Annotated in this window: 10 protein-coding genes; 4 read left to right on the forward strand and 6 right to left on the reverse strand. The window is 65.8% G+C overall.

Annotated elements, in window-relative coordinates; translation table 11 throughout:
- Positions 1-20: 20 nt before the first annotated feature.
- From R0232_RS40960 to R0232_RS40985, 6 genes are all read right to left on the reverse strand, one after another.
- Positions 21-1,010, reverse strand: a complete 990-nt coding sequence (locus tag R0232_RS40960; RefSeq protein ID WP_431513127.1) for a LacI family DNA-binding transcriptional regulator — start codon at positions 1,008-1,010, stop codon at positions 21-23.
- 99 nt (positions 1,011-1,109) lie between these two features.
- The gene (locus R0232_RS40965; protein WP_431513128.1) at positions 1,110-1,907 is read right to left on the reverse strand and encodes an ATP-binding cassette domain-containing protein; all 798 of its coding nucleotides are present in this window, start codon (positions 1,905-1,907) and stop codon (positions 1,110-1,112) included.
- 2 nt (positions 1,908-1,909) lie between these two features.
- Positions 1,910-2,923, reverse strand: coding sequence for an ABC transporter permease (locus tag R0232_RS40970; protein ID WP_431513129.1), 1,014 nt, complete (start codon positions 2,921-2,923; stop codon positions 1,910-1,912).
- Between the two features lie 119 nt (positions 2,924-3,042).
- The gene (locus R0232_RS40975; RefSeq protein ID WP_431513130.1) at positions 3,043-4,023 is read right to left on the reverse strand and encodes a sugar ABC transporter substrate-binding protein; all 981 of its coding nucleotides are present in this window, start codon (positions 4,021-4,023) and stop codon (positions 3,043-3,045) included.
- 824 nt (positions 4,024-4,847) lie between these two features.
- Positions 4,848-6,338: an argininosuccinate lyase gene (gene argH, locus R0232_RS40980; protein WP_431513131.1), complete on the reverse strand. Its 1,491-nt coding sequence runs from the start codon at positions 6,336-6,338 to the stop codon at positions 4,848-4,850.
- Between the two features lie 25 nt (positions 6,339-6,363).
- The gene (locus R0232_RS40985; protein WP_431513132.1) at positions 6,364-7,344 is read right to left on the reverse strand and encodes a Bug family tripartite tricarboxylate transporter substrate binding protein; all 981 of its coding nucleotides are present in this window, start codon (positions 7,342-7,344) and stop codon (positions 6,364-6,366) included.
- A 108-nt stretch (positions 7,345-7,452) separates the two neighbouring features.
- Here R0232_RS40985 and R0232_RS40990 point away from each other — a divergent pair, with 108 nt between their 5' ends.
- The 4 genes from R0232_RS40990 to R0232_RS41005 all read left to right on the forward strand — a co-directional run bounded on the left by R0232_RS40990 (position 7,453) and on the right by R0232_RS41005 (position 12,791).
- Positions 7,453-8,325, forward strand: a complete 873-nt coding sequence (locus R0232_RS40990; protein ID WP_431513133.1) for a LysR substrate-binding domain-containing protein — start codon at positions 7,453-7,455, stop codon at positions 8,323-8,325.
- A 232-nt stretch (positions 8,326-8,557) separates the two neighbouring features.
- Complete coding sequence (locus R0232_RS40995) at positions 8,558-9,094, forward strand: sigma-70 family RNA polymerase sigma factor (protein WP_431514655.1); 537 nt, start codon at positions 8,558-8,560, stop codon at positions 9,092-9,094.
- Between the two features lie 19 nt (positions 9,095-9,113).
- Positions 9,114-10,175 (forward strand): FecR domain-containing protein, encoded by a 1,062-nt coding sequence (locus tag R0232_RS41000; RefSeq protein WP_431513134.1) that lies wholly within the window; start codon positions 9,114-9,116, stop codon positions 10,173-10,175.
- Between the two features lie 156 nt (positions 10,176-10,331).
- Positions 10,332-12,791, forward strand: coding sequence for a TonB-dependent siderophore receptor (locus tag R0232_RS41005; RefSeq protein ID WP_431513135.1), 2,460 nt, complete (start codon positions 10,332-10,334; stop codon positions 12,789-12,791).
- The last annotated feature ends 11 nt before the right edge of the window (positions 12,792-12,802 follow it).

Genomic DNA, 12,802 nt, shown 5'->3' on the forward strand with positions numbered 1-12,802 from the left:
GGCGCGCCTGTCAGCGTCGGCTAGGCGCAGCCACAGGAACGGCGCACGATGAAGGTCGGCGCCAGGCGAACGGTCTGCCGGGGACCGTCGGGCGTCTTGATGCGCTTGTTGAGCAGCTTCATCGCGCGCAGGCCGATGTCCTGCACCGGCTGCGCCATGACCGTGAGGCGCGGCTCGAAGTACTCGGCCCAGTCGAAATCGTCGAAGCCCACCACGGCCACGGCATCGGGGATGTCCAGGCCCGCTTCGCGGATCGCACTGACCACGCCGATGGTCATCAGGTTGTTGGCCGAGACGATGGCCGTGGGCGGCTCGGGCAGTGCCAGCAGCGCCTTCACCGCTTCGCGTGCCGGCCCGATCGTCGACTGCCCCTCGCGCACCAGCGATGCATCCCAGGGCAGTCCGGCCTGCGCCAGCGCGTCGCGGTAGCCCTGCAGGCGTTCCATCGAGGTCGAGAGCTCCGGCGCCCCGGAGACGAACCCGATGCGCCGGTGGCCATGCCCGACCAGGTGCGCGACCATCTGTGCGGTCGATGCCACGTTCTCCACGCCGACCTGGTCGAAGTCCTTCGACATGAGCCGGTCGACCAGCACCGTCGGCACGTTGGCGTCCTGCAGGTATCTCAGCGCCCGCCGCTCGGGGTCGGCGGTCGGCGCGAACAGGATGCCGTCCACGCGGCGCTGGTGCAGCGTCTTGACGGCCCGCAGCTCCTGGGCCGGATCGTCGTGCGTGTCCACGAACAGCATCGCCAGCCCCAGCCGGCTGCACTCGGCCTCGATCGCGTGCACCGTGCCGGAGAAGTAGTGGTTCGACACCGCCGCGATCGCGACGCCGATCGTGCTCGACGCCGAGCGCGCCAGCGAGCGCGCGAGGATGTTCGGCGTGTAGCCGACCTTGGCGATCGCCGCCTCGACGGCGCGCACGGTGTCCGGATGGACCACGCGGGTGCCGTTCAGCACATGGGACACGGTGGCTGTGGAGACCTTCGCCGCGAGCGCGACGTCGTTCATGGTTGGCAAGGGGAAGCTGCTCCTGTTGATCGCCCGGCGCCAAAAGCCGGGCGGACACGATTATTCCCTCGAACGGGGAGCTCCCTGGATGCATCTTGCTCAAGCCAGTGCCTCCGCGGGGAGGTCCTCGGGCCGCTTCGCGCCCGTCATGACCGCGACGACGTCGCTCATGCCGATCACGTTGGGGTTGACCACCGCGGCGCGGCGGCCGAGCCGCGCGATGTGGATGCGGTCGGCGATCTCGAACACGTGGGGCATGTTGTGGCTGATCAGGATGACCGGCAGCCCCTTGTCGCGCACGCGCCGGATCAGCTCGAGCACCATGTTGCCCTCCTTCACGCCGAGCGCGGCCGTGGGCTCGTCGAGGATCACCACATGCCGCGCGAAGGCGGCGCTGCGCGCGACCGCCACGCCCTGGCGCTGGCCGCCCGAGAGCGTCTCCACCGCCTGCACCATCGAGCGGATGCCGATCTGCAGCAGCTTCATGTGCGCCTCGGCTTCGGCCAGCATGCGCTTCTTGTCGATGATGCGGAACAGCCGGCCCAGCAGGCTGTCGCGCAGCAGCTCGCGGCCAAGGAACAGGTTCTCGGCGATGGTCATGGCGGGCGCCACGGCGAGGTCCTGGTACACCGTCTCGATGCCCTTGCGGCGCGCGTCCATCGGCGACTTGAACTGCACGGGCCGCCCGTCGAGCAGGATCTCGCCCTCGTCCGGGATGGTCGCGCCCGACAGCGCCTTGATCAGCGAGGATTTGCCCGCGCCGTTGTCGCCGATCACCGCGAGGATCTCTCCGGCGCGCAGGTCGAAGTCGGCGCCATCCAGCGCCGTGACCTGGCCGTAGCGCTTGACGAGGCCGCGCGCCTGCAGCACGAGCGGGGGAGGTGTTCCGGCATTCATGTTCATCCCTTCTTGCGCGAGAGTTCGTCGGTAGCCACCGCCAGGATCACCAGCACGCCGGTGATCAGCACCTGGTAGACCGAGGACACGCCCATCAGCGTGAGCCCGTTGCGGAACACGCCCACGATCAGCGCACCGAGCAGCGTGCCCTGAATGAGGCCGCGCCCGCCGAACAGGCTGGTGCCGCCGAGCACCACGGCCGTGATGGCATCGAGGTTCTCCGTCTGCCCCGCGTTGGGGTCGCCCACGCTGGTGCGCGCCACGGACAGCAGGGCCGCGATGCCGTAGAACAGGCCGGCGACCATGTAGACGCCGAGCAGCACGCGATCGGTGGAGATGCCGGTCAGGCGCGTGGCCTCGGGGTTGTTGCCCACCGCGTAGACATGGCGGCCGGGCCGCGTGTCGCGCAGCACCCACCACACCAGCGCGTAGAGGCCGAGCATGAGCAGGGTGCCGTAGTTGATCTCCACGCCGCCCGCCGACACCGTGCCGCCGAACCAGGTCAGCGGCGACGGGAGGTCGGTCACGGTCTGCGCGTTGGAGTAGAGCTGCGTGATCGCGAACGCGATGTTCATCGTGCCGAGCGTGACGATGAAGGCTGGCAGCCGCACCCGTGTCACGAGCAGGCCGTTGAGCAGGCCGAAGGCCACGCACACCAGCATGCCGCAGGCGATCGCGAGGTAGGGGTCGAGCCCGGCGGCCGTCGCAAGCTTCGTCATGACGATGCCGCCGAGCGCCATCACCATGCCGCACGAGAGATCGATGCCGGCGGTGAGGATCACCAGGGTCTGGCCGATGGCGATGGTGCCGACCACCATCACCTGCTGCAGCACCAGCGAGAAATTTTCGATGCTCAGGAAGCGATCGCTCTGGAACGAGAAGAAGGTGCAGGCCAGCAGCAAAGCGATGACCGGCCCGAGCGAGGACAGCCGGGGCAGGCGATGCCGCAGGCTCGGCCCAGGCTGCGGGCCGGCCGTTCGGCTGAAGGACGATGAAGGTTGGGATGCATGGCTCATGGCGACCTCGTGGTTGACGGGTGGTGCCCTGCGTGCGGCATGGCTGCGCCCGACCGCCATGCGAGCCATGGCGGCTGGGAAGGAAGGGGTGGACGGTGACCGGGTGTCAGTGACAGCGCCTACTTGGTGCCCCAGCACAGTTCGAGGCCGACAGCGCTGTCCTTGCTGTCGATGCCGGGCATGGGCTTGTCGGTGATCAGCGTGACGCCCGTGTCGGTGTAGCCGCTGACCTTCCGGCCGGTCTTCGCGAAAGCGATGCCGGCCTCGACGCCGAGGCTCGCCATGCGCAACGGATACTGCTGCGAGGTTGCGTTGATCATGCCGGCCTTGAGATTCTTCACGCCGGTGCAGCCGCCATCGACCGCGACGATGACGACGCCCTTCTCCTTGCCGGCCTTCTTCAGTGCCTGGTACGCGCCGGCGGCGGCGGGTTCGTTGATCGCGTAGACGAGGTTGATGTCGGGCGACTTCTGCAGGCAGTTCTCCATCGCGGTCTGCCCGCGTGGCTGGTCGCCGTAGCTGTCGGCCATGCAGACCACCTCGGGCGCGGTCGACAACTGGTTGCTCTTGGCGTCGGCAACCCCGGGCAGGCCGAAGCCCGCGAGGAAGCCGTTGTGCCGCTGCGCGCCCACCGGGTGCCCGGGGAACAGGTCGATGGTCGCGATCTTCGCGGCCTTGCCCCCGAGTGCCGCCTTTGCATAGCGGCCGATCAGTTCGCCGGCCGCGTAGTTGTTGGTGGCGAAGAGCGCATCGCTGGCCTCGATGGGATCGGTCGGGCTGTCGAGCGCGATCACCATCACGCCCTTGGCCTGTACCCGCTTGATGGTCGGCACGATCGCCTTCGAATCGCTCGGGGTGATGAGCAGCGTCGTGGCGCCTGCCGCGAGCATGTTCTCGATGGCCGTGACCTGCCCGGCATTGTCGTTGTCGAACTTGCCGGCGCCCGTGAGCAGCCTGGCGCCGCCAGCGTCCGCGGCCTGCCTGGCGCCTTCCTTCATCTTCACGAAATAGGGGTTGGTGTCGGCTTTCGTGACCAGGCCGATGACGGGCTGGGCAGCGAAGGCGCCGGGTGTCGCCGCGTGGGCGAACACGACGGCCATGCATGCCGCGGCGTGGCGAATCTTTAGCACTCTTGCCTCCTTGAAAACGGCATTCACTGCCGTTGACCGGATTCTTCAGTGACGTAAGCGCTTGCGCAAGCGCTTAACCTTTCTAAATTCCTAGGGAAAACCAGACCATCGAGGGCTGGCCAGCCCAGAATGAGAACTGCGTCACACTGCAGATCCGACGATTTTTGGCCGAATCGCCTGTGGCAAATCGCTAGTGCCTCAGATGAAGCGGCTTACCCGCATATGGAACGCCACGCGTACGTCCAGAGGAGGACGCCGGACGGTCATGTCCTTGTCGCCTGACAGGTCGGCCGGAGCTCAAATCGTCGGTCGACGCTTCATACTCTCGGCGGCATTCTGTTGATACTCGTGCCGACCGTCGCTTAACGCTTGAATCACCGTTACCGACCCACGTGAGGACGCTTCTGATGGACCTCGTGTGCTTCAGCGCTGTCGCCGCCAGCAAGGCTTGACAGCCACGAAAACTGCAGCACGACTGCTCCGATGCTAAGACCGATCACCTCCCCCGGCTCTGGCAAGCCCCAAGTTCGGCCGCGGGCAAGCAACGCGTAACACGTCAACAGGACTTGCTGCTTGAACTGGCATCGTGCGCCATCGTGATCATCGGCTCGGCTTTGATGGCATCAGCCGTGGCACGTCGAGACGCGACGAAGAAGTCGGCATGTGCGCTTCGGGGCCGGTGAGCTCAAACGCCGACACGATTCGAAAGACGCTACTCTAGGCCTCGCCATGTCGGCCCGTCCCACCGACCCCGGGGCGTGCGTTCCTCCCGCGCGACGAGGATGGAAACCTGTTCAGCCGATGGCCGTCATGTAGCTACCGATGGCTGCATCGAGCGCGGCTTCAGAAGCCTGCTGGCGATCGACCAGCATGCGGTACTTTCCCTCGTTGGTTGCAAGCGACTGCCAGCGCGCATCGATCATGCGCTTCACCTCCTTCACCGCCGGCCCGCCCACCGTCTGCTTGAGCTCGACGTTGCCTGCCGGATCCAGTGCCAGCCGCACCTGGCTTTCCGAAAGACCCACCGGCTTTCCGAGTACAGAGGTGGCAACTTCGTCGATCAGCCCGGCGGTCACACCATCGGGCGAGAGACCGCGCTCGGACGCGATGCGGATTGTGTTTGCCACCACCGAATAGGCCGAGCGGAAGTCAAGGTCCTTGTCTTTGACCAAAAAGTTCGCGATCTCGGTCGCCCCTGAAAACTCGCCGGCGCAGTTCGCAGCCATAGTTTCCTGACGAACGATCATGCGGGAGATGACGCCGCGCATCACATTGACCACGCCCTCGGCCTCGCCAAAGGCGCGAAACACCGGCACCGTGATCTCGAAGCTGGTGTCACGGGACTGCGCGAAGGTGGTGCCTTTCAGTGTGCAAAGCGCACTCGCCACGTCGCCGGTAATCCGGGCCGATTTCGATCGCACGCTCTCAAGGAAGTAACCCGGGTTGCGCTTTTGCGGCATGATGCTGCTGGTGTAACCGTAGCTGTCTGGCATGTCGATCATGCCGAACTCCGACGTGCTCCAGACGATCAGGGAATCGACCACGCGAGTGATGCTGGATGCCATGACAGCCAGTGCAGCGATCGCCTCCACGATGTAGTCGCGCGCCGCTACGGCGTCGTAGGAGTTCTCGACCACGCTGTCGAATCCGAGCAGTTCACGCGTGCGATCGCGGTCGAGCGCAAAACTCGAGCCGGCCAGAGCGCTTGCGCCCAGCGCATTCTGGTTGGCGCTGTCATAGGCCGCCTTCAAACGCACCACATCTCTCGCGAGCGCGTCGTGAAAAGCCACGAGGAAGTGTCCGAGGGTGATGGGTTCGGCATGCTGCAGATGCGTGTAGCCTGGCATCACGGTGGCAGCATGCTCGCCAGCTCGCTCCAGGATCACACGCTGCAATGCCAACACGTCAGCGATCATCGGCATGAGCTTGTCGCGCGTCATGATCCGAGCACCACACGCATAGAGGTCGTTTCGACTCCGGCCCATGTGCATCTTGCCCCCGGCCTCGGGAGCGCGCGACTTGATGAATGCCTCCATCTGCATGTACAGGTCCGTATCCGGATGCAGCTCGAACCCGTCTTTGCCGCCACGCTCGAGTTCGCGCAACGCCTGCAGGATCTGAGCTCCCTCCTGCGCCGAGACCAGCTTCTGCTCGGCGAGCATCAGGGTGTGTGCCTTGTGAATCCTCAGATGGACATGGAAGTATTCCCCCATGTCCTCGAGAAAAGCGCGCATCACGTGCTTCACCAATTCAGGCGCCTTCGCCTCCGATTGAATTCTTCCCATCTTGTCTGCTCCAGTTGAACGATCGTCAGTCCTTGATCGGTGTCTTCGCGGCCACTTCGGCCAGCGTCTTGATGTTCTTTTTCAGGAATTCGTCGTAGTCCGCTCCCGAAAGGAATGCGGGCTCAGCCCCAATCTTGCGTATTCCCGATTTGTAGTGAGGATCATTGAGAACCTTCGAGATGCCGGTGCGCAAAAGCTCGAGTCGGTCAGCCGGAAGCTTCGAACTCGTCGCGAAGCCGTCGAACGAAACATATTCGGCGCCCGCATGCCCAAGCTCTGCGATGGTCGGAACCGAAGGCAGGTCGATCGATCGCTTGCCCGACGTGACAGCGAGCGCCGCCAGCTTGCCGGCCTGGATGTTCGTGAGCGCCGTTGCGACCGTCACGATGGCGATGTCGACCTGGCCGCTCATCGCCGCGAGCATTGCTTTCGCTCCGCCGTCGAACGGCACATGCAGGAACTCTCGCTTCAATTGCTGCCCCAACAGCGCGATGTAAAAATGCGAAGGCGTTTTGGGCCCCCACGAGGCTGCGGACAAGCCACCTTGCGGTTTGAGGCTTGCCTCCTGAACGAACGCGCCAAAGTCCGCGAACCGTCCGGTTCGGGCGACGATCGCGAGAGGATTCGTCGTGCCCATGCCCAGCGCCGCCACATCCGCGATTTTGTAGTTGGCCTGCTCGCCCAACACCAGGATGGGGCCGAGGTTGGAGTTGCCGCCTGTCATGATTCGATAACCGTCGGCCGAGGCCAATACGTAGCTCGTGCCGATCGCTCCGCCCGCACCCGGCTTGTTCACAACCACCACGGGCACGCCCATGTCCTGCGAGAGCTTCGGCGCAACCAGACGCGCCATGGCGTCCGTCGAGCCACCCGGCGAGAAAGGCACCACGAGTTCGATCTGATGATCGGGATACTTCTGCGCCGACGCTGTCGTGAACGCACATGCCGTAGCAAACGCCAGCGGCATGCGAAGGAGGAGGGAGAAAAGGCGGCTAAGTGAACTCATGGCGGCTCCAGTGATTAGGGGACGTCGATCCGGCTGGTGGTTTCGAGTATTAAAGTGGCAGTTCATGCCGTCAAATGACAAGAATCGAATCATTCATTCGTTTTTGATATGAATTTCAAGCAGATCGAGATGTTCCGTGCCGTCATGCTTTCGGGCTCGATGACCCTCGCGGCGAAGCAATTGCACACCTCTCAGCCCAACGTCAGCCGAGCCATCGCTCTGCTACAGCGCGAGACGCAGCTCAAGCTGTTTGATCGCGTAGGAGTCCGCGTGACGCCAACGCCGGAGGCCTATGCGCTAATGCGCGAGGTCGAGCGTTCCTACGTTGGGTTGTCGTCGATTCAAGAGGCCGCCGCGCGGATCGGGACATATGGCGTCGACGGACTGCGTGTGGCTGTCTCCCCAGCGCTAGGCATCAGCCTCTTGCCTCGAGCGCTCGAGATCTTCCGCAAGATGCGACCCGGCGTTCCCGTCGTGGTCAGCACCGCCGACTCCGCGACCATCTGCAAGTCGACTGCATCCGGTGCGAGCGATTTCGGACTGGCGGCGTCGGTCGCGTTGCCCCAGGAGGTCGACAGCGAACTCATCCATCAGCAAAGTGCCGTGTGCATCGTGCCCGAGGGGCACAGACTGGCGCGCAAACGCAAAGTGAAGCCGACGGATCTTGCAGGCGAGTGCTTCATCTCGATGCCTTCGTACGATACGGCTCGACATGCTATCGATCGCCTGTTCGATCCGGAGGTGCGCAAGCTCGAGATCGAGACGACCCAGGCGAGCACCATCTGCGTCATGGTGGCGCGCGGTCTCGGAGTGAGCATTGTGAATCCGCTAATTCACAAGGAGCTGTCGCTGCTGGGCGTGCGAGCTATTCCCTTCGAACCGGAAATCCTTTTTCGCTGCTACCTCGTACGCGCTAAGCATCGATCCACGCAGGCGCTGGTTTCCGACTTCATCGCGGCCGTCGATCAAGTTCTTCGATAGCCGTCCCCCCAAAGTGCCACTGTGCATGAGGAGCGAGTGCGTGGCAGGTCGGCCGCGAGGCCACACCGGCTTGAGCGGAAATTTCTGTGTTGAAGGGCCAATTCGACGAAATCCACGCCAACTCTCAGCCGCAGCGGAACGCCGAGTGATGGGCACGATCAGTGAACTACCGCTAAGATGAGAATAGTTTTCATTTGCCTCGCGCTTGCGTCTTTCTTGATCGGCGCCCGTCATCGTGCAAGACCCGTCCACGTCTCCCAACATCGCCGCGCTCTACAGCAGCCACCACCGCTGGCTGATCGGCTGGCTGCGCGGCAAACTGGGGAATGCCTTCGATGCGGCCGACCTGGCGCACGACACCTTCGTTCGCCTGCTCGGCAAGCGCGAGCCGCAGGACCTGCGCGAACCGCGTGCCTACCTCGTGACCATTGCGGGTGGCCTCGTCGCCAGTCACTGGCGCCGGCGCGCGCTCGAAGAGGCCTGGCTCGAAACGCTGGCGGCGCGCCCGCAGGAGCTCGTCCCTTCCACGGAGGAGCGGCTCTCAATCCTTCAGACGCTCGAGGAGATCGCGGGACTGCTCGACGGCCTGCCCGCGCAAGTGCGCGAGGTATTCCTGCTCTCCCAACTCGACGGCCTGACCTATCCGCAGATCGCCGTCCAGCTTGGCCTGAGCGTCAACGTGGTCCAGAAGGCCATGACGCGAGCCGTGGCCCAGTGCTACCGGGCGCTCTACCCCTCGCCCGGACCATCGGCCGGCGCGCGCGTCTGAACCCGTTTCGCCGCCTTCTATGCACAACCGCCTCGAGCTCGTGCCTTCCGCTTCGCCGCCCTCACCGGCCGACGATGGCCGCTCGCTCCCGCCGGAGGTGGTCGCGCAGGCCATCCAATGGTTCGTACAGCTGTCCTCGGGCGTGCAGGGCGCCTACGACCAGGCCGCCTTCGATGCCTGGCATCGCGCGCACGCCGACCATGCGCGCGCCTGGCAGCGGCTGCAGGGCGTGCACGCGCCCTTGCAGGCCGCGCAAGGCCGCGTCACACCCGCGCTTGCGCGTGCCGCCCTGCGGCAGGCCGCCAACGTCTCCTCGCGACGCCGCGCGCTGAAGACGCTGGCCTGGGTTGGGGCGGGCGGTGGCGCCATCCTGCTCGTCCAGCACCGATGGTCCGACGGCGGTCCGCTCGCGGGCGCGCTGGCCGATGCCCGCACGGCCGTGGGCGAGCGACGGCGACTGCAGTTGCCCGACGGCACGCAGCTGCTGCTCAACACGGCCACCTCGATCGACATCCGCTTCGATGGGCAAGAGCGCCGCCTGCTGCTGCACGCGGGCGAGATCCAGGTGAGCACGGCGCATGACGACCAGGGCCGTCCCTTCGTCGTCACCACGCGCGACGGCACCCTGACGCCCGTCGGCACGCGTTTCGTGGTGCGGCGCATCGTGTCCGACGACGCGGAAGACGGCACGCTGCTGTCGGTCAGCGAGGGCGCGGTGCAGGTTCGAACGGCGCTGCAGCCCGCCGAGCAGCCGCCGACGCTGGTGCCTGCCGGCCGGCAACTGCGCTTCACGCGCGGCGGCATCGGCGCGCCGAGCGCGCTCGACGAGTCGGCCTCGAGCTGGACCGGCGGCATGCTGACCGCCGAGGGCATGCGGCTGGTCGACTTCGTGGCCGAGCTCGACCGCTACCGGCTCGGGCGGCTGCGCTGCGCACCCGAGGTCGCACAGCTGCGCATCACCGGCAGCTGGCCGCTCGATGGCGATGCGCCCACTGAGCGTGTGCTGGCCTCGCTTGAGCGACAACTGCCCGTGCGCGTGAGCCGGCTCACGCGCTACTGGGTGACCGTCGGGCCACGCTGAGCGTCACGCTCCGCGCGTCCTCGCGGCTGTTACAAAAAAAACGGCAGCTTTTCGGATCTCGTGCGGCTTTCCTGTCGAGAAGCCACGCAGGACGTCCCTCGCGCCTGCGGCCGGTTTCGCCATCCGACCTCATACACAGCGACAAGGAATCTGCACATGGCGGGCGTTCAGGCCACCTCTACTTCCCGGTTCAACAAGGCGCGCCTGGCCCAGGCCATGGGCTGCGTGGCGCTGCTGGCCGCCAGCGTGCTGCAGGTGACGCCGCTGCGGGCTCAGACGGCATCGCCCGTCCCCGAGCCGCGGCGCCAGTTCGTCATTCCGCCTGGCACCCTCGACCAGGTGCTCAGCCGCCTCGGCCGGCAGTCGGGCGCACAGATCGCGGTCGATGCGCGCCTGACCGTCGGCATCGACAGCCCGGGCCTCACGGGCGAACACACGGTGGCCGAAGCCCTGCGGGCCGTGCTCGTCGGCACGGGCCTCGAAGTCGTGCGCGATCCGGCCGGCGAGTACGGCCTGCGCCGTCGCAGCACGTCCGAGGGGGCGCCCGCCGCGCGCGCCACGGGCTCGCTGCCGTCCGTGACCGTGACCGCCGGTGCCGATTTCCCGGGCGAGCCACCACGTCCCTACGCCGGCGGCCAGGTCGGGCGCGGCCAGCGACTGGGCCTGCTGGGTGACAAGGACTTCCTCGACACGCCCTTCAACACCACGAGCTTCACCGCGAAGACGCTGCAGGATCAGCAGGCGCGCACCATCGGCGACGTGGTCAAGAACGACCCGTCCGTGCGCACCATCTGGCCCGACGGCAGCTACATCAACCAGTTCACCATCCGCGGTTTTCCGACCCAGACGCAGGACATGGCGATCAACGGCCTCTATGGGATCGTGCCACCGCAGATGACCGGCGGCCTCGAGGCGGTGGAGCGGGTGGAAGTGCTCAAGGGACCGAGCGCGCTGCTCAACGGCATGGCACCCACGGGCGCCGTCGGCGGCAACATCAACCTCGTGACCAAGCGGGCCGCCGATGCGCCCGTGACCCAGCTCACAACGAGCTATTTCTCCGATGCGCAGTACGGCGCCCACGTCGACCTGGGGCGCCGCTTCGGGGAGGACAACCGGTGGGGTGTGCGCTTCAACGGTGCCTACCGCGATGGCCGCACCGGCGTGGACGATCAGTCGCAGCGCGCGGGTTCGGCCACGCTGAAGCTCGACTTCCGCGGCGAACGGCTACGTCTGTCGGCCGACCTCGGCTACCACGACATGCACACCGATGCGCCGACGCGCGTGGTCTTCACCGACAACGCGAACTTTCAGATTCCGCGCACGCCGAAGAACACCCTGAGCCTCGGCCAGCCCTGGTACTTTGCCGCATCGAAGGACAGCTTCGGCATGGTGCAGGGCGAATTCGACATCACGTCCGAGCTGACCGCGTACGCCGCCTTCGGCGGTCGCAAGAATGATTTCCTGGGCCTGTACAACTTCATCTATCTGCAGAACGCGCTCGGCGACTTCCGGGCCAACCAGTACTTCCAGCCCACGTTCTCGGACACGCGCACCGCGCAGGCCGGGTTGCGGGCAAAGCTGGTCACCGGCAGCGTGCACCATGACCTCAACCTCAGCGTCGACACGCTGCATACCGACTCGGGCGTGCTGGCCCCCGTCGTCTCGACCTACCGGTCGAACATGTACTTCCCCTCGTACGTCGCGCCACCGAACCTGCTGAGCTACAGCAGCGTCGCGCCGCGCACGGCGGAGTCGGAGCTCACGAGCGTGGCACTGGCCGACACGCTGCACTTTCTCGACGATCGTGTGCAGCTGACGCTCGGGTTGCGCCAGCAGAAGGTCAAGGCCTTCAACTTCAGCACCGCCGGCGCGCTCACCAGCAGCTATGACCGCGGGCGCGCCAGCCCCGCCGTGGGTCTGGTGGTACGTCCCTGGGTCAACACCTCGTTCTATGCCAACTACATCGAGGGTCTGAGCCAAGGTCCGGCGGCACCCGCAGGCACTGCCAATGCCGGCACGGTGTTCGCGCCCATCCAGGCCAAGCAGCTCGAAGTCGGCGTCAAACACGACTTCGGCAACTTTGCCACCAGCGCGAGCCTGTTTCAGATCCGCCAGCCCACCGGCTTCGTCAACACCGCGACGAACCAATATGCAATGGACGGCGAGCAGCGCAACCGCGGCCTGGAGTTCAATGTCTTCGGCGAACCATGGCGCGGCCTTCGCGTGCTTGGCGGCGTGACCTTCATGGACGGCGAACTCACGCGCACCGCCAACGGCAGCTACGACGGCAACAAGGCCATCGGCGTGCCCACGACCCAGTTCAACCTCGGCGCCGAGTGGGATGTACCGCAGCTTCCGGGCGTCACACTGACGGGGCGCTTCATCTACACCTCCTCCCAGTCCTACAACGTCGCGAACTCGCAGCGTATTCCGGCCTGGAACCGCGTGGACATCGGCGCGCGCTACGGCCTGCGAGCAGGCGGACAACCGGTGACGCTGCGCGCGGGCATCGAGAACCTGCTCGACCGCGACTACTGGGCGGCCGCATCGAGCAGCTTCGGTCTGGCGCGCGGCGCGCCGCGGACCTTGGCCCTGTCCGCGACCTTCGACTTTTGATAAGAGTTGGC

Source organism: Variovorax sp. DAIF25, assembly GCF_050711835.1.
GTDB lineage: Bacteria > Pseudomonadota > Gammaproteobacteria > Burkholderiales > Burkholderiaceae_C > Variovorax.